Origin of the sequence: Nocardiopsis ansamitocini (genome assembly GCF_030268225.1) — a bacterium.
GTDB lineage: Bacteria > Actinomycetota > Actinomycetes > Streptosporangiales > Streptosporangiaceae > Nocardiopsis_D > Nocardiopsis_D ansamitocini.
Genome location: NZ_BSQG01000006.1, coordinates 215,262 through 238,317, shown reverse-complemented (window position 1 = coordinate 238,317; position 23,056 = coordinate 215,262). Strand labels below are relative to the sequence as shown.

Here is a 23,056-nt window from a genome sequence, read left to right as displayed (position 1 = left end):
CAGGTAGATATGGATTGGCACCAGTCTAGTGCGGTGTCTACCGGGGTTGGCCGGATAGGCGGCCCCCGCCGACCGTGAGGTCGCCCTCCCAAGGCGGTGGGTGCCGTGAACCTGAGGTCAGCGGATTCCGAGGCGGCGCATGGCGCGCGCAGCGAAGGTGAAGAGCGTGGCGACGGTCTCGCCGTCCGCTCCGGGCATCCCGGAGAGACTGATGTGGTGCTGGCTGGCGATCGTCTGCGCCTCGGTGTAGCACAGCAGCCCTTCGGCACCGTGCCGACGCCCCAGCCCTGAGTGCTTCATCCCGCCGATGGGTCCTCCGTAACTGGCCCAGGTGGCCGCGAACCCCTCGTTGATGTTGACGGTGCCGGCCTTGATCCGCTCGGCGATCCGGCGCCCGCGTGCGGCGTCGCGGGTCCAGACGCTGGCGTTGAGGCCGAAGGCGGTGTCGTTTGCGCGCTCGACGGCCTCGTTCTCGTCACCGAACCGGTAGAGCGAGACGACGGGGCCGAAGGTCTCGTCGGCGCACAGGGCCATCGAGGCGTCGACACCGGTCAGGACGGTCGGCTCGTAGAACAAGGGGCCGATGTCGGGGCGGGCCCGGCCCCCGGCAAGAACGGTGGCACCTTTGGCGCGTGCCTCGTCCACGTGCTCGCTGACCCGGTCGAGCTGACGCCGGTAGGTGAGCGATCCCATGTCGGCCGAGTAGTCCAACCCCGTCCCCAGGCGCATGGCACGCACAGCGGCGGCGAACTTCTCGGCGAAGGCGTCGTGGACGGAGTCGTGGACGTAGAGGCGCTCCATGGAGACGCACAGTTGGCCGGCGTTGCTGAAGCAGGCGCGCAGCGCACCCCGCACGGTCCAGTCCAGGTCGGCGTCCGCGCACACGATCATGGGGTTCTTCCCGCCGAGCTCCGCGGAACAGCCGATGAGCCGGGACGCGGCACGCGCGGCGACGGCCGCCCCCGACGCGGAGGAACCGGTGAAGGCAACGTAGTCGGCGTTGTCCACCAAAGGGTCGCCCACCTGGGCGGGCTCCCCCAGCACCGGCACCCACAACTCCTCGGGCAGTCCCGCTTCGACCAACAGGTCGATGGCCCACAGGGCACTGAGCGCGGTCTGGGTGTCGGGTTTGGCGACCACTGCGTTGCCGGCCAGCAGGGCCGGTACGGCGTCGGCGACCGGGAGCGACAGGGGGTAGTTCCACGGCGTGATGACGCTGACGACGCCCTTGGGCTGACGGTTCACGTAGGCGCGGGTGGCCAGCGGCATGGCGCCTGCCGTGCGGGTCCGCTGCAACAGGCGAGGTGCGTGCCGGGCGTAGTACAGAGCGGTCATGGCGCAGTCGTAGATCTCGTCGAAGGCGTGTTGGCGCGCCTTGCCGGTCTCCAACTGGACGATGTCGAGGATTTCGGCCTGGCGTCTCAGCACCAGGTCGTGAAAACGCAGGAAAGGGGCGACGCGTTCGCGCGGCGGACGGGCTGCCCAGTCCCGTTGGGCGGCGCGTGCGCGCCGGAATGCCTCGGCCACGTCGTCGGCCCCGCTCTGCGGGAGCTCGGCGAGCGGTTCCCCGGTGAAGGGCGCGGTGGTGACGGCGGAGTGCCGCGAGGTTCCGACCACGCGCTGCGCCAGCCGTCGGACCAGGTCGGGCCGCAGCACCGTGGAACCGGTAGTGGCGCTCGTCACGTTTTCCATATCCGGCAGCTTAGGCGACCCCGGACGACTTGACTACCCACTGGTAACCCGGGGCACACGACGTCGGATCTCCTTGCTGGCAGGGCGATGCGCGATCGGTTCTTTCGTGCGTGGCAGGTGGACAACCCGTCCCCGAGAGGCTTGTGTGTCAGTGACCGATGAATCCTCGGGGCACACTCATCCAGGAGCTCGCCGATGACGCGATCCCAGACCACCACCTGCGCCGTCTCCGGCGGCGGCCCTGCGGGCATCATGGTGGGTCTGCTCCTGGCCAGAGCCGGAGTGGAGGTCACCGTGCTGGAGAAGCACGGCGACTTCCTGCGCGACTTTCGCGGCGACACGGTGCACCCCGCCACCCTCGACCTCCTCGACGAATTGGGCCTGCTGGACGCCCTGGACGCGCTGCCGCACCGCGACCTCTCCCACATCCGCATGGGAACCGCCGAACGCGCGTTCCTGGAGGTCTCGCTGGCCGACGTCCCCGGCAGGCACAAGCGGGTGGCGATGGTTCCCCAGTGGGACTTCTTGTCCATGCTCACCGAGCACGCCACGCGCTACCCGGGTTTTCACCTCGTGCTGAACGCCGACGTGCGCGGCCTGCTCGAAGAGGACGGCGCGGTGCGCGGGGTCCGCTACACGACCCCGGACGGCGAACACGAACTCCGGTCCGTGTTGACCGTGGCCGCCGACGGCCGCCGCTCGACGCTGCGCTCCGCGGCCGGACTGATCCCCGTGGACCTGGGGGCCCCGATGGACGTCCTGTGGCTGCGGCTGCCCCGCACGGCGCAGGACCCCTCCGGACTCAACGGCCGGATCGGCGGGGGCGGACTGGCCGTGGCCTTCGACCGGGGCGACTACTGGCAGGTCGCCTTCATCGTGCGCAAGGGCGAGCACGTGGAGATCCGTGCCCGCGGCATCGGAGGGCTCCGGGAGTCGCTGGGACGGCTGCTGCCCTTTCTCGCCGACCGGACCTCCGCGATCACCTCGTGGGGCGACGTGGCGTTCCTGGAGGTGGGCCTCGACCGGCTGCCCCAGTGGTCGGTCCCCGGCCTGCTGTGCATCGGCGACGCGGCGCACACGATGAGCCCGATCGGCGGCGTGGGCATCAACCTGGCGATCCAGGACGCGGTGGCCACCGCGAACTTGCTGGCGGACTCCCTCTACCGCGCCCAGGCCGTACCCGACCGCTTCTCCAGGACCTTCAACCCCGCCCTGGTCCAGCGGGTGCAGCGCCGCCGGGAGCTCCCCACCCGGTTCACCCAGCGCATCCAACGGGTGATCCAGGACCGGGTGATCGAGCACGTACTGGAGGGGGACGAAGCGGCACTGCCGGAGATCCTGACGAACGTGACCACCAGCAAACCGTGGTCCGTGGTGATGGGCCGGGCACTGATGTACGGGCTGCTGCCCGAACACGTCCGGACCCCTGAACGCCGGTAGCGCCGTGTCGGTTCCGCTCCTTCGGGGCGCGGTCAGCTCTCCCGTACCTCGATGGAACCGTCGATGGTGGTCAGGTCGATCGTGGACGGCGCGTCGTCGCTCTCGGGAACGTCCACCCGCACCCGACCGTCCACCGTGCTGGTGGACAAGGTGTAGGGGCCACCACCGCTGGGGGTGAGGACCGTGATGGAGCCGTCCCCCGCCTTGGCGGTGAGCGCGTCGAATCCGGAACCGGCGGTGATGGTGATCGAACCGTCGCCGGTGGACGCGTCGAGCGTCTCGACTTCTCCGGTGGTACTGACCTCGACGGAACCGTCCAAGGCCCGCGCGACGACCGTCTCGGCGGTGATGTCGGTGAGAGTCACCGCCCCGTCGGTCGTCGTGGCCTCCACCCGTGCGGCACTGCCGCTGACCGCGATCGCCCCGTCCCCGGCCTCGATCACCACGGCAGCGCCCTCTCCGGCGTTCTCGACGGTGACAGGACCGTCACCGCTGTCCACGGTCACGGCGGTACCGGAGGGAACGGTGACGGTGTAGTCGATGGCGCACTGGTTGATACCGACCGTCACCACCGAACCTCCGCACCCGCCCGCCGTGACGGCCAGGGTCGGGCCTTCCTCTGCCACACGCTCCTCCGGCGGGGTGTCGCCGGTGTAGCGCAGGACGCGTTCGAGGGTGATCTCCTCGACGTCGGCACCGACGACGGTGGTCGCACCGTCGCGGTTGCGCAGCTCCAACGCCGTTGCTCCTGAGTAGGCGTCGCTGCGTTCCTCCTCGGCGAGCGCGGTGTCCAGGGAAACCCGGAAGCCGCACCCGGTGAGTATCAGCGCACACCCTGCCGCCAGCCCGACCGCCGCGTACTTCGTCGTGGTGTTCCCCATAACCGCCTCATCGCCGTTTTCGTTGTCTGTCGACGATTGTTCCTCCGGCAGGGGCGGTACTGCGACCCCGCCTACACGTCTTTGCGGGGTAGGCCCAGCACCACCGCGGCGACGGAAGGCCCGCCCCCGTCAGAGTCGTGGGTCCACCGGTTCGGCTCCCAGCGCCAACACCCCGAAGACCGGCTGATGGACACGCCGCAGCGGTTCCTGTCGGGCGTGCCTGGCCAACGCCTCCAGACCGAGCGCGTGCTGGCTCAGCGCCATGGCGCTCACCCTCGCCAGTCGGCGGTTGCGCAGGACCGCCAACTGCCCGGGGACGTCGTAGTCGGGGCCGTAGGCGATGCGCAGGTGCTCCGGCGAACGGACCTTCAGGCCCGGCTGCACCGGTCCCGCGCTTCCCCGGATCGGTGCACCGGGGGACGGCTTAACGACCATCCCGGCTCCCCCTGCGTCGACCAGGTCGCGCCACCAGGTCGCAGCAGCCGTGACCTCGCCGGGGTCGGCGGTGGCCACCACGAGGTAGCGGGTGGCCAGTACCAGTGGACCGGCCTCCGCGAGACGCTCGGCCAGACCCATGTGCCACAGGGGGTCACGACCGGCGAACGAGGCACCCTCTGCGGCGAGCAGCGCGAACGGCGCGTAGCGCACACCGGCCGGCCCCCGGGTGGGCCGGCTGTCGCGCCGGTACACCCGGCTGAACGCCTCGATCCGCGTCGCGCGCTCCTCCACCCGTCGCGCCAGGCCGGCCACGTCCAGCCCCCGCTCGGCCGCAGCAGCAAGAACCCTGGCCGCCTCGGGCAGCGCGGCACGGGCAGCGGCACCGACCGTGGCGTAGCGGTCGCGGATAAGGTCTTCTTTCCCGAGCGACCAGGGCAGCAATTCCCCGTCCAGGGCCACCCAGTCGGTGTCCAGGTCCTCCCACAGGCCGGCAGCGCCCACCGCCTCGCGCAGAGCGGTCAGGACCTCCGCCTCCACCTCGGGATCGGCGAAGAACGGCCGTCCCGTCCGGGTGTAGACGGCCCCCAGCGCCTCGGGGACGAATCGGCGCGCCGCCGCCCCCTCGTCCCGGCATACGACGACCACCGCACGTGTCCCCGCGTGCTTCTCCTGGCACACCACCCGGTGCACACCGTTGTCGAGGTAATGGGTGAACGCCTCCTCCGGACGTTCCAGCAGGGCGGGGTCACCCGACGTGGGGACCGGGGCGATGGCGGGCGGCAGGTAGAGGAGCCAGCGCGGGTCCACCGCGAAACGGCTCATCATCTCCAGCGCCGCCGCCGCCTGCTCGGGCCCCACCCGGACGGTTCCGTGCGCGGTCTCCACCTTCCCGCCGAGGCGGTCACCGTCCATGAACACGTCGCCGGCGTCGACGGCCCCCACCGCGCGGAGGGCCGGGGCGCCAGGACCTGCATGCGGGCTCGGGAAAGGGCGGGCCGGCCGGTACCAGATCCGTTCGGCGGGAACGGCGACGAGCGCGCGTTCGGGGTAGCGCAACGCGGTGAGGCGGCCCCCGAACACGCAGCCGGTGTCCAGGCAGATGGTGTTGTTGACCCACTCGGGCTCGGGCGTGGGGACATGCCCGTAGACCACCGTGGCCCGTCCTCGGTAGTCGTTCGCCCACGGGTGGCGTACCGGCAGCCCGTACTCGTCGGTCGCCCCGATGGTCTCGCCGTAGAGGGCGAAGGAACGCACGCGCCCCGAGGTTCGCCCGTGGTAGCGCTCGGCGAGGCCGGCGTGCGCCACCACCAGCCTGCCTCCGTCGAGCCGGTAGTGGTCGACCAGTCCGGCGCAGAAGGCGAGGACCCGTGCCCGGAACTCCTCCGATTCGGCATCGAGTTGCTCCAGGGTCTCGGCGAGACCGTGGGAGGGCCGCACGGCACCGCCCTTGAGCGCCCGGACGAGCTTGTTCTCGTGGTTGCCCGAGACGCACAGTGCATGGCCCGACGCGACCATCCCCATGACCAGGCGCAGAACTCCGGGTGAGTCGGGGCCACGGTCCACGAGGTCGCCGACGAAGAGGACGGTGCGCTCGGGGTGGGTTGCGTCCACGGCCCGGCCGAGCCGGTCACGATGCAGTGCGTAGCCGAGTTCGGTGAGCAGCGCCTCAAGTTCGGAGCGGCACCCGTGGACGTCGCCGATGATGTCGAAGGGACCGGTGCGGTCGCGCCTGTCGTCGGTCGACCTCTCGTAGGCGATGACCGCGGTGTCGACCTCCGGCGGCCCGTGCAGCACGTGGACCCGGCCGATCCCCTGTCGTTGCATCCGGCCCAGTCCGCGATGGAGTTCGCGGTACTGGAGCGCGACGTCACGGGTATCCGCGGCGGGCCCGTGACGCTCCCGGACGCGCTGTCGGGCCGGGCTTTCGGGGACGTCCAGGACGATCGCGGTGCACGGCACGTCGTTGTCCTTGGCGATGCGCGCCAACTGCCGCCGGGCCCGCTCCTGGACGTTGCCTGCGTCCACGACGGTGAGCAGGCCGCGGCCCAGCCGCAGCCTGACCATGTGGTGCAGCAGGTCGAGGGCGTCACCGTCAGCAGTGGGATCGGTGGGGTCGTCACCGACCGCGACACGGCAGAAGTCCAGCCCCACGATCTGGGAGGGCAGAAAATTCCGAGCGGCGAAGGTGGTCTTGCCCGCCCCGGGGACACCGACGAGCAGGACCAATCCGCTCTGGGGAACGGTGAGCACCCGCTCACTGCTCATCTGGTGAACACCCCCATCTGGGTTGCGGGGCCGGGTCCTGGGTCGTCGGGGCCGACCGGAACGTACCGGACGCGGTAGCCGTGGACACGCGCGACACGTTGCGCCCATGCCCGGAAACGGTCGCGGGTCCACGCGAACCGCTGATCGGGGTGTCGGTACGCACCCGCCCCCTCCGCCACGTCGCGGGGGGCGGAATCGGCCTCAGGAGTGGTGACCACGACGGTCCTCGGCGCGGCGTGTCCGAACACGACCTGTTCCATGGCGGGGAGTCGGCCCGGCTCGATGTGCTCGACCACGTTCATGAGAACGGCGGCGTCATGGGATGCGAACCGGTCGTCGCGGTAGAGGACGGAACCGGTCAGCAGGGCCAGACGGGCGGGCTCGTCGATGCGGTCCTGGCCCAGCAGGCGTTCGGCCCGTCGGAGCGCGGCACCCGCCACGTCCACCCCTGTGATCCTTTCCAGGGTCGGCTCGGCGCACAGCAGGGCGAGCAGCCGACCACTCCCGCAACCGAGGTCGACGACGCTGCGGGCGTTCTCCTCCAGGAGTACCGCCAGTACGGCGTCGGCGTGCCGCCCGCCGTCGGCCGGGGTCTCGTGCGCTGGTGGGCTGCCTGTTCCTGTCGAGCGTCCTTCGACCTCGACGAGGCGCCGGACGGCGATGCCGTCCTCGTCGTGCCCCTCCGGGGGCGGGTCGGCGATCTGTGCCCGGTGCGGGTGTCCGGGCAGCCATCCGGCGGCGTGCCTCAGGGGGTCCGCCTCACGGCCATCGCCCAGGAGGCGGGGCGCACCGGCGAGGGCGGGGAGCAGTACACAGAGGTGGCTGAGCGCGTCGGCCACCCGTTGTTCACCGGTGAGGGTGAGAGCGAGGTAGCGGGAATCGCCCCACCCCGGCAGGCCCGGGTCAAGGGGGACCGGCTCGGCCGTCACGGTCCAGCCCAACGGCTCGAACAGTTGTCGTGCCTGGCCGGGGCCGCCGTCACACGGGACGGCGGGCAGGTGCAGGGTGAGGTCGAGCACGGTTCGCACACGTTCCGGCCGTTCCGGGCACTCACCGTTGAGCGCACGGTGGAAGACTGCGGCGATCGTGGCCGCGAACAGCGAGGAGGCCGCGTAAGGCTGGTCGTTGACGTACTGGACCGACGCGAAATCGGGGGTGCGGCCCCCCCGTGTTCGCCGCAACCGCAGCGGGTCCACCTCCAACAGCAGCGCGGCCGTGCAGCGCTGCTCGTTCGCCTCCGGGTAGAAGACGTGCGCTGCACCATGGGCCTGTTCGACGGTCTGCACCGTGTCGGGATCGCTGTGCAGCAGGAGCCCGAATTCGGTGACCGGACAGCGGGTGGCGGAGATCGTCAGCAGCACGGACCAAGTGTGCCCGTGCCGCTTCGCCATCGTCGAGGGCTTTTCTTCGCGGCCCCCACCGCATTGGGTGTGACATTGGGGACGCGCAATGCCCGCACCTACATCGGGAGCTTCTTGCCAAAGCGGCTCCATTTGCCCCGGCAAAGGGAAAACCGCAGCGCAGACCTCTGTTTGTCACCCAAGGGGAAAGGGCTTTTTCGATAAGATGCGACCGGCTGTTACCTGACGGAGACGGCATCAGAACACGGGCGTTCTTTAGATGCTCTTTACTGGTCGTCACGGCATGCACCGTGGACACGGTTTCCGGGTGCACTCTCGCCGATAGCCGCCATCACTGCTCTCTTCTTCCCCCTCAGTCCAGAGCTCTGGAGTTCCCTATGCAGCGGTTCACGATCAATGACGTGCGTGAACAGACATACAAGGCACGTGACGCCTGGTGGACCGTGTTCCTGGTTGACCCGGTGGCCGCGCGCCTGACCCTGGTGACGGCGAACAGGACGTCGATCACCCCCAACCAGATCACCATGGGCGCCATGGTCCTGGGCATGGGGGCTGCCGTCTGCTTCGCGACCGGGCAGCCGCAGTGGTTGATCGCCGGTGCAGTGCTGTTCCACCTGAGTTTCATCCTGGACTGCATGGACGGCAAGATCGCCCGGTTGAAGGGCACCGGTTCGGTCTTCGGTACCTGGCTGGACTTCGTGTTCGACCAGATCCGGGTACTGGCCTGCGCCGTGGGCCTCATGGGCGGGCAGTACGCGGCGACGGGCAACCCCGTCTTCATCTGGTTCGCGGTCGGCATCGTCTTCACCGACATGTTCCGCTACCTCAACGGTTCCCAGATGGCCAAGGTCCGCAAGGCCATGCAGAAGCGGTTGACCGCGGCGTTGCGCGACGCCGAGGAGCACACCGCCGCCGGCGACGCCGAATTGCAGCACCTCCAGGAGAAGGTCGCGAAGAGCGAACCCGTCGCGGCCGCGGGCGAAGAGGAGCCCGCCCCGGCGCAGGAGCCCGAGGTGATCGTGCCCAGCCACAGCGCGCGGGCCCGGGAGATCAGGGCGACCAAGCTTCAGCAGCGCTTCAACTCGCACTTCCCCTGGTACCTGCGTTTCCGCAACCAACTGCTGGCCAGCCGGGTCCGCACCCACCTGTTCAGCGGCATCGAGTTCCAGATGAGCGTGGCGATCATCGCCCCCGTCGTCGGGGCCTTCTCCGCCACCGGCATGCTCGTGGTCATCGCCGCCGCCGCCGCCCTCATGCTGGCGTTCGAGCTCCTGCTCATCTACAAGCTGTGGCTGTCCACGCGCGCCTTCACCAAGACGCTGGCCGAGATCGAGGAACTGGGAGCCGCCAACACTCCGCCGGAGGAGCAGGGCACCACGCTGGTCCTCAGCGAGCAGAAGGGCTGACCTTTTCGGGAGGCGTGAAGGGGGCCGGTGGCGTGTGCCACCGGCCCCCTTCTTTCGGTTGCGGTGCTCAGGTGGCCGTGCGATAGCCGTCGGGGTTGGCCTGCTGCCAGCGCCAGGCGTCCTCGCAGGCGTCGTCCACCGTGTGCAGGGCGGTCCAGCCGAGGTCGCGCCGCGCCGCGTCGGGTGCGGCGTAGCAGGTGGCGATGTCCCCGGGACGGCGGGCGACCACCTCGTAGGGGAGGGAGCGGCCCACTGCCCGCTCGAATGCCCGGACCGCCTCCAGCACCGAGGTCCCCCGTCCCGTCCCGAGGTTGTAGACGCCTACACCGGCCCGGTCGTCGATGTGGTCGATGGCCGCGACATGCCCCCGGGCGAGGTCGACGACGTGCAGATAGTCGCGCACACCGGTTCCGTCGACGGTGTCGTAGTCGTCCCCGTACACCCGGAGCACCGGCAGTTTCCCGCCGGCGACCTTCGTGAGGTAGGGGAAGAGGTTGTTGGGGACGTCGTTGGGGTCTTCGCCGATCAGACCGCTGGGGTGCGCGCCGATGGGGTTGAAGTAGCGCAGCAGCGTGATGTGCCAGTCGGGTGAGGCGTCGGCGAGATCGGTGAGGATCCGCTCGCCGAACAGCTTGGTGGCACCGTAGGGATTGGTGACGCCCAGTGGCATGTCCTCGGTGATGGGCACCTGCTCGCAGGCACCGTAGACGGTCGCCGAGGAGCTGAACACCAGACGCCGCACTCCGCGGGCCTCCATGACCTCGCACAGCGTCAGCATGGCGTCCAGATTGTTGCGGTAGTAGCGCAGCGGCTGGGCGGTGGACTCGCCCACTGCCTTGAGTCCGGCGAAGTGCACGACCGCGTCGATCTCGTGTTCGGCGAACACCTTCTCCAGTACCTCCGGGTCCGCGCAGTCCCCGACGTGGAAGGCGATGGTGCGCCCGGTGATGCGCTCCACTCGGCGCACGGCCTCGGGGTGGCTGTTGACGAGGTTGTCGACGAGGACGACATCGTGCCCTTGGGCGATCAACTCCACTGCGGTGTGTGTCGCGATGTAACCGGCTCCGCCGGTCAGCAGGATTCTCATGTGCCACTCCCGGAAAGGGTCAGGGGCCCGCGAAGGATCGCGGGCCCCGCGTTACGAACCGCTCGGCTCGGTCAGCCCAGCGTCGGGAACAGGCGGTCGACGATGCGCGCCGCGGCCTTCCCGTCGTCGAGAGGACAGAACTGTTTCACGAAGGCCCGGTACTTGTCCTGGTGGGCGGCGTGTGTCTCGTCGATGTTCTCGATCGCCCCGATCACCTCGTCAGAGGTCATGAGCAGCGGACCGGGGGCGGTCTCGTTGAAGTCGAAGTAGAAACCGCGCAGGTTGTCGCGGTAGTCCGCCAGGTCGTAGGTGAAGAACAGGATCGGCCGGCCGGTGTTGGCGAAGTCGAACATCAGCGACGAGTAGTCGGTGACGAGCAGGTCGGTGACCAGGAAAAGCTCCTGGATCTCGGGATAGGTCGAGACATCCCACACGAAGCCCTCGCCGACGACCGGGACGCGGTCCACGATGTTGGGGTGACGGCGCACCATCAGCACGTGGTCGTCGCCCAACCGCTCGTACATCCGCTGAAGGTCCAGGTGCAGATCCAGCTTGTACTTGCCGGGCGAGTAGAACTTGTCGTCGCGCCAGGTCGGGGCGTAGAGGACGACCTTCTTGCCTTCGGGCAGTCCGAGCCGCTCACGCACCTCGCGGGTGAGGGCGTCGCGCTGAGGCGAGTGGAAGATGTCGTTGCGCGGGTAGCCGGTCTCCAGGATCTCGCCCTCGAACTGGAAGGCCCGTTGCAGGATGGGGGTCGCCCAGGGGCTGGGCGAGACGAGGAAGTCCCACTGCTTGGTCTCGTGGCGCAACCGCTCGTGGTAGTTGCGGCTGGCGAACTGGACGTGCTCGATGTCGAAGCCGATGCGCTTGAGCATGGAGCCGTGCCAGGTCTGCACGACCGTCTGGCCGGGGCGCTTCTCGAACCACAGGGGGAGGTGGGCGTTGGAGACGATGAACTCCGACCGTGCCAGCGCGTCGAAGTACTCGCGACTGGTGTGCGGCACGGGAGTGAGGCCGTCGGGGAGGGCCACCTGCTGGTCGCGCACCAGCCAGGAGGCCGGACGGTCGATCCCGCGGCGCACCAGCTCCTCGTAGATCCCGCGGGGGCTGTCGGAGAACTGCTTGCCGGTGTAGCTGTCGAACAGCAGGCCGGGGGCGATGGGCTGCTTGCGCAAGCGGGGATAGGTCTTCTCCCGCAACTGCTGCTGGGCGTAGCTCCCGCGGTCCTCGGCTCGCAACGCGGATCCCACGGTCAGGACCGGCACGTCGTGGCGGATCGCGTCCAGCGAAACGGTGCGGCCGGCGGCATCGGTCGCGGCCGGCAGGGAGGGCAGGAGGTCGTGGTGGATCTGGGCGTAACTGTCCTGCCACTCGTTGGGCCCGGTGGTACGGCGCACGAGGAGCCGGTACTGCCCGGCGACGAGCGGGATCTGCGCCCCGAAGGAGGGTAGTGCCGTGGGTCTCAGCGTCACGGAGAAGCGAGAGCCGTCGAGCTCCAACGGGAACGAGCGCTCCTCGGTCCGCCCCCTGGCCTTGAGCACGAAGCTGAGGCCGGTGGGGTCGGCCGCATAGAAGTCCCCCGAGACCCGCAGCAGGTCGCCCTCCCACGACACGTCGGTGATCGAGGGGCGGTCCACCCCGGCCCGGAGGAAGGCCCATCCGGCGCTGTTGCATTCGACGTCGATCTGGTGGTCCTGCACGCGGTAGCGGTCCTCGCGCGTGTTGTCGGCCAGGGAGACCTGGATGGCCTCGCCATTGTCGAGAACGACATGGACCTCCCAGCGCTCGGAGGTGACCGGGCCGCCCACGACGGAGCGCCGCTGCTGGAAGCCCTCGGTCAGGGCTGACACCGGGACGCCGGCGGTGAAAGCTCCCCCTGCGGTGATCTCCATCGGGACCTCGGCGGTGACGTCGCCGGGCATCCGGGTGAGCCGCAGCGAGGCGGCCGCCCCCGCGGGCGCGGCAACGGTTCCGTCGAGCGTGAGCACATCGCCGTCGAGGCGGTGCCCGGCCAACTGCGCGCGCAGCGGGTCGACCGCCAGGCACAGACCGTCGGACCCGCGCCAGGACGGACGCACCCAGACGTCGTCGCCCACCTTCTGGGCGGCGGGTCGCTGAGGAGCACCGGAACTGGGCCGGGCCAGCCGCTCGCGCCGGGTGAGGCCGCGGTTGAAGACCAGGAGGTCGACGAACCACTCGCTCGGCTGCCACTGGCCGCCGCTCCTGAGGGCCGCGGGGTCCACCACGATCTCGTAGCCGCCCCAGTCACGGCGCGCGGTGACGGCGTCCTTGGGAAGGCGGAACTCGTTGGCCTGGTGCATGGTGACGGCGAGTTTGACCTCGGCGCCGGTGGCGGGGTTGACCGCCCGGGCCCGCAGGTGCTGCTGGATGCGCTTGTTGGGACGAAGGAACTTCAGGCAGGTCCGACCGCGGATGACGAGCTTGCCGTCCTCCCAGCGCACCTCCTCGGCCTTCTGCCGGATCACGAGTTCGCGGTCCAGGCGGTAGATGCTGCGCGGAATCCCGACCGCGGGATCGTCCTTGAACGGGTAGTCGGCGTAGAACTTGACGCCGTGCCGGACCGCCTTGGCCTTCTTCTGCTCGACGCTCTTGTTGAAGGTGAGGACCTCCAGCAACTGGGGCAGCATGCGGCGGCGCACCAGGTGCCACTTCAGCCGCTCGGCCGCGGAGAGCTCCTGGTACACCTGCGGGTCGATGGTGTCCATGTAGGCGTTGCCGAGGTCGAGGAAACGCTGCCGGAACTCGTCGTCGGCGATGTCGAGGACCTGCATGAAAATTCGCAGGTCGCTGCCGAGGCCGGTGCGGTCCCACCGGCGCTTGTCGAGCGGGGTGCGGTGCGCGGCGAGGAAGTCGCTGGTCTCGCGGACCGCGCGGAAGCGATCCTCCAGGCCCTTGACGTGCAGCCGGTCCTGGGTGATGGACTTGTCGTCGCTGGGACGCTCGCGCCACAGGTAGACCGGGGAGGCGAGCACGTCCACGGCTGCGGCGAGGAAGTGCGCGGGGATCACGACGGACACGTCCTCGTAGAGCACGCCTTCGGGGAACCACAGCTCGTTGGCGTCCCAGAACGCGCGGCGCCACACCTTGTTGGTGGCAAGCCGGTCGATCAGAAGCGTGTCGCGCTCGGTGATGTGCGTCTTCTTGACCGTGGTCTGAAAGATCTTGCGGTGCATCGGCGACTGGCGCGTGCCGAGCTCACTGAACCGGTGCACGTTTCCGGTGGAGAAGTCCGATCCGCTCTCCAACAGACTGCGCATGTGGTAGCCGAAAGCGAAGGGCGGGATGACGTCGTCGCTGTCCACGAAGGAGAGGAACTCACCCGAGGCGTTGCGGATCCCCGTGTTGCGCGCGGCGCCGAGGCCGCCGTTGCTCTGCCGCACGAGCGTGAAGCGCGGGTCCTCTTCGGCGAAACGCTGGGCGATGACCGCACTGTCATCGGGAGATCCGTCATCGACCATCACCACTTCGAGGTCGGTCCAGCTCTGCAGCTGCAGGGACCTCAAGCACTCGTCGAGATAGCGCTCGACATTGTAGATAGGAACGATGACGCTGAGGGTGACCACAAATTTCTCCAAGACCCACATGCCGTCAGTGACATGCCGGGCAGATTCCAGGTTGGCTCCGAATAGCGGTCGCGGCGAGCGCGGGCCCCAGAGCCGAACATGGGCCGCATTTGTCGCCGAACACCGCAAACACCGCGTGAGCATCCCACTGCGGTTGGACGTCGGAAAACCCTACCTGGGGAAACCGACCGACCGATAAGCGCACCGCCAACCGGGCAAGGGCGTTCACGGAGGTGTTCAACTCGGATTCGCCGAACGGGGACGTCCCCCGCCACGGCTTGCCCCCCGGACCTCCCCGGAGCGGTGCGACTCCCCTGCACCCCTTCTGGCAAAGGGAATCGGTGCGACCGGCAACCGGAAAGAACCGGTGAACCCGAGCATTACCCCAGATGATAAGCGAGTCCGTTGTGCCCTCGAAACCACGCTTCTGACCTGCTAAATCACGCGTCCGGAGTGGTCTCGGGGATTCAGCAGTGCACGCAGTGAGACGGATTCAGCGGAGGTGGTGTCGGCCTGACCGAAACCACCTCCGCCGGGCCCTCAACCCCTGGCTGCGGGAACGATGTCGGGGGCGCCGTGCTGAACAGCGTCGGCCTCCTGGTCGCTGTCCTGCTCCTGCGCCGCGCGCTCGGCCTCGATGCGCTTGCGGTAGTACTCCACCTCGCGCCGAACCTGGTCGGCCTCCCACCCCAACGGACCGGCGAGCAGCTCCGCGGCTTCCTCGGCCACGGCAAGGCCGCGATCCCAGGTCTCGATGGAGATATGGGTACGCCGGGACAACACGTCGTCGAGGTGCCGGGCTCCCTCGAACTCGGCCGCATAGACCACCTCGACGCGCAGGTAGTCCTCTGCGCCGGTCAACGGCTCCTTGAGATCGGGGCGCTCGGCGATGAGATCCAGGATCTCGTGGATCATCGAGCCGTACCGGCGCAGCATGTGCTGTATCCGGGAGACGTGCACGCCGGACTGTCGGGCCAGCACGTGCCGGCGGTTCCACAGCGCGGCATAACCGTCCGCGCCGACCAACGGCACCCGGTCGGTGACAGAGGACGGCACACCACCGCCCAGCCCGTGGGCCACCGCGTCCACCGCGTCCTTGGCCATGATGCGGTAGGTGGTGTACTTGCCTCCCGCGATGAGGACCAGGCCGGGGACGGGGTGGGCGACCATGTGCTCGCGGGAGAGCTTGGAGGTGTTGTCGGACTCCCCCGACAGCAACGGCCGCAGCCCCGCGTAGACCCCTTCGACGTCGTCCCTGCTCAGCGGAACTCGTAGCACCGCGTTCACGTGGTCGAGCACGTAGTCGATGTCGGTGCGGCTGGCCGCCGGATGCGCCTTGTCCAGGTCCCACTCGGTGTCGGTGGTGCCCACGATCCAGTGCCGGCCCCACGGGATGACGAACAGCACACTCTTCTCGGTGCGCAGGATCAGCCCCGAGGATGCCTGGATGCGGTCCCTGGGCACCACCAGGTGCACGCCCTTGGACGCGCGCACATGGATCTGGCCCCGGCCGCCCACCATCTCCTGGATGTCATCGGTCCACACCCCTGCGGCATTGACGACCTGCTTGGCGCGGATCTGGAAATCTTTTCCGGTTTCCAGATCGACGACCGCCGCCCCCGTCACGTGCTCGCCCTCGCGCAGGAAACCGACGGCCTGCACCCGGGGGGCGACCTTGGCCCCGTAGGTGACAGCGGTGCGCAGCAGGGCAATGACGTAGCGGGCGTCATCGACCTGGGCGTCCCAGTACTGCACCGCGCCGACCAGCGCGTCGCGCTTGAGCGCGGGGAAGACCCGCAGCGCGCCGTTGCGGGTGAGGTGGCGGTGTCCGGGCAGCCCCCGCGAGTGGGCAGCCGTCAGGGCCAGTGCGTCGTAGAGCGTGACACCGGCTCCGATATAGGGACGCTCCCAGTGCTTGGTGAAAGGGAAAACGAACGGCACGGGACGCACCAGGTGCGGCGCGAGTCGCCCCAGCAGCAGACCCCGTTCGGTGAGCGCCTCTCGCACCAGTTCGAAGTCCAACTGCTCCAGGTAACGCAGTCCGCCATGGATCAGCTTGCTGGATCGGCTGGAGGTTCCGGAGGCGAAGTCGCGCGCCTCGACCAGTCCCACGGAGAGTCCTCTGGACACCGCGTCCAGCGCCACTCCCGCGCCGACGATCCCACCGCCGACGACCAGCACGTCGAGTTCGTTGTCGGCCATGTGTTCCAGCGATGCCGACCGTTCCTTGGGCCCCATCTGCGCTACCGTCATCTCACGCCCTCCCAGACCGGTGACTGTCCGACTGCGCTTGATCGCGTACCCGGGTCTATCAGGCTATAACGCCTGGATGGTGTCGGTCTGGTGCGCCGCGTCGGGATCGCGAACCGGATGCGGAGGTCAGCTCAGCGCGTTGACGTAATCGTTGGCGACGTCGAGGACGTCGTTACCGTAGCGCTCGGACTGGTTGTAGGAGAGGATCCCCGCCCACCATCCTTCGGAGGTGGTCAGGACGCGGTCCTGGTGGCACAGGTACCGGGCCGCGCTGAGCGCGGTGTCGTCGATGTTGTGCGGGTCGGGATCATCGCCGCCACTGGCGTCGGCACCCCAGATCTCCCACGTGGTGGGGATGAACTGCATGGGGCCGACCGCACGGTCCCACTCGGTGTCGCCGTCGAGGCGTCCGCCGTCGGTGTCGGGGATGGCCGCGGTGTTGTTCTCCCCGTTGAGAGGGATGCCGATCACCTTGACCGTGGTCACTCCGTCCGGGCCGATCTCGCCGCCGGCATAGGTGCCGTGCCGGGACTCCACCGAGCCGATGGCGGCGAGTGTGGGCCAGGAGATCTGGCAATGCGGCTGCTCGTTCATCAACCGCAACTGGGCGTTGGCGTACGCCTGGAGGGCACGACGCGGAATCCCCGTGGCGGCGGAGACCCGGTCCAGCCATTCCGGACTGGCCTCTTCTGCGACCTCGGCGGCCATGGGCGAGGGACGGGTGTCGGCGGACTCCTCGGTGGCGGAGCGCTCACGCGGTGCGGTGTCTTCGCGCACCGCCTCGACACTGCCGGCGGACTCGGTCGGGCCGGGCGGAAGCGAACGGGGGGCAGCCGACTCGACGACCGTGGACACACCGGCCAGGATCGTCCCGGTTACTCCGGCCACGGCAACCAGTGCCGTACAGGCCGCGATCACCGGTTTCCAGGAGTGGTCGGTCGCGGAAGCCCCGGGGGGCTGGGGGCGTGCACCGTCCACGGGAGGGGAAACGGTCACCGGCACCTCGCTCGGTCTATTCCGGACAGGGAAACGGCCAACGGGGGCTACTGGACACCGGCACTCATAGGCAGATCCGGTGGCGTTCGGGCCGGGAGGAGAGCCCGGCAGGACAGGGGGCCGGGCCGCGCCGGAGGAGTGCCCCGACGCGGCCCGCACGCTAGTGCGGTGCGACGACGACCTCGACCCGCTGGAACTCCTTGAGGTCGGTGTAGCCCGAGGTCGCCATGGTGCGTCGGAGGGCACCCATGAGGTTCATCGAGCCGTCGCTGGTGGAGGCGGGGCCGTGCAGGATCTCGCGGAGGGTGCCGGCGGTACCGACCTCCACCCGCTCCCCACGCGGCAGCTCGCTGTGGTGGGCCTCGCTCCCCCAGTGGTACCCGGCTCCCGGGGCCTCCGCCGCACGGGCCAGGGGCGAACCGACCATAACGGCGTCGGCGCCGCAGGCCAGGGCCTTGGCGATGTCACCGCTGCGCGTCATCCCACCGTCGGCGATGACGTGCACGTAGCGGCCGCCGGACTCGTCGAGGTAGTCGCGGCGGGCCGCGGCGACGTCACCAACCGCGCTGGCCATGGGCACCGCAACTCCGAGGACGCTGCGGGTGGTGTGGCCGGAACCGCCGCCGAAGCCCACGAGCACGCCGGCCGCACCGGTACGCATCAGGTGAAGTGCGGCGGTGTAGGTTGCGCAGCCGCCGACGACGACGGGGATGTCGAGGTCGTAGATGAACTGCTTGAGGTTGAGGGGCTCGGCGCGCCCCGAGACGTGTTCGGCCGACACGGTGGTGCCGCGGATGACGAAGATGTCCACACCCGCGTCGATGACGGCCTTGTGGTACTGAGCGGTGCGCTGCGGGGAGAGCCTGGCCGCGGTGGTGACGCCGGCCTGGCGGATCTCCTCGATGCGTCGGCCGATCAGCTCCTCCTGGATGGGCGCCGCATAGATCTCCTGCAACCGCTTGGTCGCGGCGACGGTGTCGAGCTCGCGGATCTCGGCCAGCAGCGGCTCGGGGTCCTCGTAGCGGGTCCACAGGCCCTCGAGGTCGAGAACACCCAGGCCGCCCAGTTCTCCGACAGCGACGGCGGTCTTGGGCGAGACCACGCTGTCCATGGGGCTGACCACCAGAGGCGTCTCGAACCGGTAGGCGTCGATCTGCCACGCGATGGACACTTCTTCGGGGTCACGCGTACGACGCGCGGGCACGATCCCGATCTCGTCGAGCTCGTAGGCTCGCCGCCCGTTCTTGCCGAGCCCGATCTCAACCTGAGCCAACGCTTCGATCCCCTCTTGGTCCGTGTAGCCGGTGCTACCCACCGGCCGGTACTGCTCGGCGGCGAGTTTACCGCCGAGCAGCAAAAACGCCAGTGCCGGCCGGCACCGGGGCCGCTGCCCGTCCGCGAACCGGGAGCACCCCGGCCCGCAGACAAGGGCAGACGGCCCGTGTCTTCGCCGGTCAGCGACGCGTGTGGTAGTTGGGCGCCTCGACCGTCATCTGGATGTCGTGCGGGTGGCTTTCCTTGAGCCCCGCCGAGGTGATCTGCATGAGCTGTCCGCGGTCGCGCAGGTCGGCGACCGTGCGCACCCCGGCGTACCACATGGACTGGCGCAGGCCACCGACGAGCTGGTGCGCGACCGCCGAGAGTGGGCCTCGGAAGGGGACCTGCCCCTCGATGCCCTCGGGGATCAGCTTCTCCTCGCTGCTCACATCGGCCTGGGAGTAGCGGTCCTTGGAGAACGAGCGACCGCGCATCGCGCCCAGCGAGCCCATGCCCCGGTAGGACTTGAACTGCTTGCCGTTGATGAAGATGAGTTCGCCCGGGCTCTCCTCGACCCCGGCCAGCAGACTGCCCAGCATTACGGCGCTGGCACCCGCGACGATCGCCTTGGCGATGTCACCGGAGTACTGGAGGCCACCGTCGGCGATGACCGGAACGCCGGCCGGTCCGGCCGCCTTCGCTGCCTCAAGAACCGCGGTGACCTGGGGCGCGCCCACTCCGGCAACCACACGGGTGGTGCAGATGGAGCCGGGGCCCACACCGACCTTGATGGCGTCCGCACCGGCGTCGACCAGGGCCTGGGCACCGGCACGGGTGGCAATGTTGCCCGCCATGACGTCGGCCCTGGTGTTGGCCTTGAGTTTGGCGATCATCTCCAGGACGCCGGTGGAGTGCCCGTGGGCGGTGTCGACCACGATGAAGTCGGCACCGGATTCGACCAGGGCGTGGGCTCGCTGCTCCGCGTCGACACCGACGCCGACGGCCGCTCCCACCACGAGTCGGCCCTCGGCGTCCTTCGTGGCGTCGGGGTACTGCTCGCTCTTGGTGAAGTCCTTGACCGTGATCAGTCCGCGCAGCCGGCCCTGCTGGTCGACGAGCGGCAGTTTCTCGATCTTGTTGTCGCGCAGAAGCACGAAAGCCTCGTCGCGCGACACGCCGACCGGTGCGGTGACCAGCGGCATCGGTGTCATGACGTCACGGACCAGTCGGGTGCGGTCCTCTTCAAAACGCATGTCGCGATTGGTGACGATTCCGACGAGGCGACCTTCACCGTCGGTCACCGGCGCGCCGGAGATCCGGTAGTGGGCACTCAGCTCCTCGACGTCGGCGAGGGTGTCGTCGGGGCTACAGGTCACCGGATCGGTGATCATGCCGGCCTCGGACCGCTTGACGAGGTCCACCTGGGCGGCCTGGTCCTCGATGGTGAGGTTGCGGTGCAGCACGCCCGCTCCACCTTGGCGAGCCATCGCCACGGCCATCCGGGACTCGGTGACGGTGTCCATTGCCGCCGAGAGCAGCGGAATTTGCAACGTGATGTTGCGGGAGAGCCTGGTCGTGGGCTCGGCGTCGCCGGGTTGAAGGTCGGAGTAGGCGGGCACCAGCAGGACGTCGTCATAGGTGAGGCCGGGACCGAGCACCTTCTGGACGTCCTGTGAGCTCCCCGATTGATTCAGCGACATGACACCTTCCAACCGCGCGGCAGCTTGCCTTTTCATCCTAGGCCGCACTCACTACCGGGCGGGGACCAAACTCCGAGTCGGGAGACTCACAGCACCGGGACCGCTCACCGGCGGCGACGGCTCCCCCGGCCTCGGGGCACTGCGCAGCAGGGAATTGCGGTCCGACGGGCCCGGCCCCGACCACCACGGCGCGAACCGGAAAAAGCGACAGGGTGGCCGGCCGACCGCGAACGGCTAGAAGAGGCGGTTCGCCAGGGCCACCTGCCGAAGCCGAGCCAGAGCTCGGTGCTGGGCAACCCGAACCGCTCCGGGCGACATTCCCAGTACATGTCCCGTCTCATCAGCAGAAAGACCCGCAATCACACGCATGGCGAGCAGCCGTCGCTGCTGCTCGGGAAGTTCGCTCAGCAGTGCCCTTGCCCGCTCGGCCTCCACCGTGCGCACCACGGACTCTTCCGGGCCCGGGGCGTCGTCGGCACGTTCGGGGACCGAATCGGTGGGGACGTCGGCGCGAGTGGAGCCGCGCAGCGCGTCGGCGACCTTGTGCGCGGCGATACCGAACACGAATGAGGCGAAGGGGCGTCCGCGGTCTTGGTAGCGCGGAAGGGCAACGAGCAGGGCGATGCAGACCTCTTGGGCCACATCGTCGGAGTAGTGGGCGTAACCGGAGACGCGGGCGAGCCGGGCTCGACAGTACCTGAGCACCATTGGGCGGACCTCGCGGAGGAGCGAGTCCATCGCTCCGTCGTCCCCCTGGACGGCCAGCGATGTCAGGTGGTCGAGCGCCGCATCGTCCGCCTTCGGCAAGACAGCAGGTCTTTGCGCGAGCATGGCCCCCGCGACGCGTAGATCCGTCACATATCGAATGATGCCCACTCGTGGAGAGTCACACGTCACGATTCTCGGCAACAGAATGATTACATTTGGGACTTTTGCTGTCGTAGTGCCGAAAAGCGCGCGTGTCCCGGGCTGGCGCCCGGGACACGCATGGTATCGCCCATTCGACGAAACGTCGGGCGCGACCGGCTCGGCTCCTAGTGACCGTGGCCGTGGCCGTGGCCGCCCGCGGCCTCGTCGTCCTCCTCGGGCTTGTCCACGACAAGAACCTCGGTGGTGAGCAGCATGCCGGCGATGGACGCGGCGTTCTGCACGGCGGAGCGGGTGACCTTGACCGGGTCGATGATGCCCTGGGCGACGAGGTCGCCGTACTCACCGGTGGCCGCGTTGTAGCCCTGTCCGGGCTCCAACTCGGCGATCTTGGCGGTCACGACGTAGCCCTCGGCGCCGGCGTTCACCGCGATCCAGCGCGCCGGCTCGACCAGCGCACGACGCACGATGGCCACACCGGTGGCCTCGTCGCCGGTGAGGCCCAGGCCGTCCTCCAGCGCCTTGGCCGCGTGTACGAGGGAGGCACCTCCACCGGGGATGATGCCTTCTTCGACGGCCGCGCGGGTCGCGGAGATGGCGTCCTCGAGACGGTGCTTCTTCTCCTTGAGCTCGACCTCGGTGGCCGCACCCACCCGCAGGACGCTCACGCCGCCGGCCAGCTTGGCCAGACGCTCCTGGAGCTTCTCGCGGTCCCAGTCGGAGTCGCTGGCTTCGATCTCCTTGCGGATCTGGCTGATCCGCTCGGTGACCTCGGTCTGCTCGCCCGCACCGTCGACGATGGTCGTCGCGTCCTTGGTGACGGTGATACGGCGTGCCGTGCCCAGCACGTCGAGTTCGGCGTTCTCCAGGGTCAGGCCGACCTCTTCGGCGATGACCTGACCGCCGGTGAGGGTCGCGATGTCCTGGAGCATGGCCTTGCGGCGCTCACCGAAGCCGGGCGCCTTGACCGCCGCGACGTTGAGCGCCCCGCGCAGCTTGTTGAGGGTGAGCGCGCTCAGCGCGTCGCCGTCGATGTCCTCGGCGATGATGAGCAGCGGCTTCTTGGTCTGGACGATCTTCTCCAGCAGCGGCAGCAGCTCGTTGAGGCTGGAGATCTTGCCCTGGTTGATCAGGATCAGGGCGTCTTCCAGCACCGCCTCCTGGCGGTCGCCGTCGGTGACGAAGTAGGGCGAGATGTAGCCCTTGTCGAACTGCAGGCCCTCGGTGAACTCCAGGTCCATGCCGAAGGTCTGGGACTCCTCGACGGTGATGACACCGTCCTTGCCGACCTTGTCGAACGCCTCGGCGATGAGTTCGCCGATCTGCTCGTCCTGCGCGGAGTTGGTCGCGACGTAGGCGATGTCGGCGCGCTCGCCGATCTCGCGGGCCTGGGAGAGCAGGGTCTCGGAGACGGCGCGCGCGGCGGCGTCGATGCCCTTCTTGAGGGAGAGACCGGACGCCCCGGCGGCAACACTGCGCAGACCCTCGCGCACCAGTGCCTGCGCCAGCACCGTGGCGGTGGTGGTGCCGTCACCGGCGGCGTCGTTGGTCTTGGTGGCGACCTCCTTGACGAGCTGGGCGCCCAGGTTCTCGTAGGGGTCGTCCAGCTCCACCTCACGCGCGACGGTCACACCGTCGTTGGTGATGGTGGGAGCACCGAACTTCTTGTCAATGACCACGTTGCGGCCACGCGGGCCGAGCGTGACCTTGACCGCGTTGGCGAGACGGTCCACACCGCGCTCAAGCGAGCGCCGCGCGTCGTCCTCGAATTCCAGGATCTTCGGCATGGGTTCCTCGGTTCCTCAAAGTCAAGTACGGCGGGCGAGTGG

The 23,056-nt window shown here is 69.0% G+C and carries 14 protein-coding genes; 2 read left to right on the top strand and 12 right to left on the bottom strand.

Going from position 1 to position 23,056, the window contains the following annotated elements:
* Nucleotides 1–117: 117 nt before the first annotated feature.
* Nucleotides 118–1,692 (bottom strand): succinic semialdehyde dehydrogenase, encoded by a 1,575-nt coding sequence (locus QSJ59_RS18290; RefSeq protein ID WP_285760838.1) that lies wholly within the window; start codon nt 1,690–1,692, stop codon nt 118–120.
* A 195-nt stretch (nt 1,693–1,887) separates the two neighbouring features.
* On the opposite strand from QSJ59_RS18290, the gene QSJ59_RS18285 reads away from it, so the two are divergent.
* Nucleotides 1,888–3,132 (top strand): FAD-dependent oxidoreductase, encoded by a 1,245-nt coding sequence (locus QSJ59_RS18285; protein ID WP_285760837.1) that lies wholly within the window; start codon nt 1,888–1,890, stop codon nt 3,130–3,132.
* Nucleotides 3,133–3,164: 32 nt separating this feature from the next.
* On the opposite strand, the gene QSJ59_RS18280 is transcribed toward QSJ59_RS18285, so the two are convergent.
* The 3 genes from QSJ59_RS18280 to QSJ59_RS18270 all read right to left on the bottom strand — a co-directional run bounded on the left by QSJ59_RS18280 (nt 3,165) and on the right by QSJ59_RS18270 (nt 8,077).
* Nucleotides 3,165–4,013, bottom strand: coding sequence for a DUF4097 family beta strand repeat-containing protein (locus QSJ59_RS18280; protein WP_285760836.1), 849 nt, complete (start codon nt 4,011–4,013; stop codon nt 3,165–3,167).
* A gap of 129 nt (nt 4,014–4,142) precedes the next feature.
* Entirely contained in the window at nt 4,143–6,716 is a 2,574-nt protein-coding gene (locus QSJ59_RS18275; RefSeq protein WP_285760834.1) for a polynucleotide kinase-phosphatase, read from the bottom strand.
* Complete coding sequence (locus tag QSJ59_RS18270) at nt 6,713–8,077, bottom strand: 3' terminal RNA ribose 2'-O-methyltransferase Hen1 (RefSeq protein WP_285760833.1); 1,365 nt, start codon at nt 8,075–8,077, stop codon at nt 6,713–6,715. Before QSJ59_RS18270 ends, QSJ59_RS18275 begins: the two co-directional genes overlap by 4 nt.
* A gap of 401 nt (nt 8,078–8,478) precedes the next feature.
* Between QSJ59_RS18270 and QSJ59_RS18265 the strand changes: the two genes are divergently transcribed.
* Nucleotides 8,479–9,483 carry a CDP-alcohol phosphatidyltransferase family protein gene (locus QSJ59_RS18265; RefSeq protein ID WP_349497220.1) on the top strand — a complete coding sequence of 335 codons (1,005 nt, stop codon included), beginning with the start codon at nt 8,479–8,481 and terminating at the stop codon, nt 9,481–9,483.
* Nucleotides 9,484–9,550: 67 nt separating this feature from the next.
* Here the strand turns inward: QSJ59_RS18265 and galE are convergent, their stop codons facing one another.
* The 8 genes from galE to groL form a co-directional block, all read right to left on the bottom strand.
* Complete coding sequence (gene galE / locus QSJ59_RS18260; protein ID WP_285760830.1) at nt 9,551–10,570, bottom strand: UDP-glucose 4-epimerase GalE; 1,020 nt, start codon at nt 10,568–10,570, stop codon at nt 9,551–9,553.
* Nucleotides 10,571–10,641: 71 nt separating this feature from the next.
* Complete coding sequence (locus tag QSJ59_RS18255) at nt 10,642–14,154, bottom strand: bifunctional glycosyltransferase/CDP-glycerol:glycerophosphate glycerophosphotransferase (protein ID WP_285760829.1); 3,513 nt, start codon at nt 14,152–14,154, stop codon at nt 10,642–10,644.
* 540 nt (nt 14,155–14,694) lie between these two features.
* A complete protein-coding gene (locus QSJ59_RS18250; protein ID WP_285760827.1) occupies nt 14,695–16,407 on the bottom strand; it encodes a glycerol-3-phosphate dehydrogenase/oxidase in 1,713 nt (570 codons plus the stop codon).
* 126 nt (nt 16,408–16,533) lie between these two features.
* Entirely contained in the window at nt 16,534–17,403 is an 870-nt protein-coding gene (locus QSJ59_RS18245) for a lytic murein transglycosylase (RefSeq protein ID WP_285760826.1), read from the bottom strand.
* 160 nt (nt 17,404–17,563) lie between these two features.
* A complete protein-coding gene (locus QSJ59_RS18240; RefSeq protein WP_285760861.1) occupies nt 17,564–18,676 on the bottom strand; it encodes a GuaB3 family IMP dehydrogenase-related protein in 1,113 nt (370 codons plus the stop codon).
* A gap of 181 nt (nt 18,677–18,857) precedes the next feature.
* A complete protein-coding gene (gene guaB / locus QSJ59_RS18235; RefSeq protein WP_285760825.1) occupies nt 18,858–20,360 on the bottom strand; it encodes an IMP dehydrogenase in 1,503 nt (500 codons plus the stop codon).
* A 234-nt stretch (nt 20,361–20,594) separates the two neighbouring features.
* Nucleotides 20,595–21,191, bottom strand: a complete 597-nt coding sequence (locus tag QSJ59_RS18230; RefSeq protein WP_285760859.1) for a sigma-70 family RNA polymerase sigma factor — start codon at nt 21,189–21,191, stop codon at nt 20,595–20,597.
* Between the two features lie 203 nt (nt 21,192–21,394).
* A complete protein-coding gene (gene groL / locus QSJ59_RS18225; protein ID WP_285760824.1) occupies nt 21,395–23,014 on the bottom strand; it encodes a chaperonin GroEL in 1,620 nt (539 codons plus the stop codon).
* Nucleotides 23,015–23,056 lie beyond the last annotated feature (42 nt).

Coding starts and splice junctions, on each gene's coding strand:
- QSJ59_RS18290 (WP_285760838.1), bottom strand. CDS start 1,692: ATGGAAAACGTGACGAGCGCCACTACCGGTTCCACGGTGCTGCGGCCC.
- QSJ59_RS18285 (WP_285760837.1), top strand. CDS start 1,888: ATGACGCGATCCCAGACCACCACCTGCGCCGTCTCCGGCGGCGGCCCT.
- QSJ59_RS18280 (WP_285760836.1), bottom strand. CDS start 4,013: ATGGGGAACACCACGACGAAGTACGCGGCGGTCGGGCTGGCGGCAGGG.
- QSJ59_RS18275 (WP_285760834.1), bottom strand. CDS start 6,716: ATGAGCAGTGAGCGGGTGCTCACCGTTCCCCAGAGCGGATTGGTCCTG.
- galE (WP_285760830.1), bottom strand. CDS start 10,570: ATGAGAATCCTGCTGACCGGCGGAGCCGGTTACATCGCGACACACACC.
- QSJ59_RS18250 (WP_285760827.1), bottom strand. CDS start 16,407: ATGACGGTAGCGCAGATGGGGCCCAAGGAACGGTCGGCATCGCTGGAA.
- guaB (WP_285760825.1), bottom strand. CDS start 20,360: ATGTCGCTGAATCAATCGGGGAGCTCACAGGACGTCCAGAAGGTGCTC.
- QSJ59_RS18230 (WP_285760859.1), bottom strand. CDS start 21,191: ATGCTCGCGCAAAGACCTGCTGTCTTGCCGAAGGCGGACGATGCGGCG.
- groL (WP_285760824.1), bottom strand. CDS start 23,014: ATGCCGAAGATCCTGGAATTCGAGGACGACGCGCGGCGCTCGCTTGAG.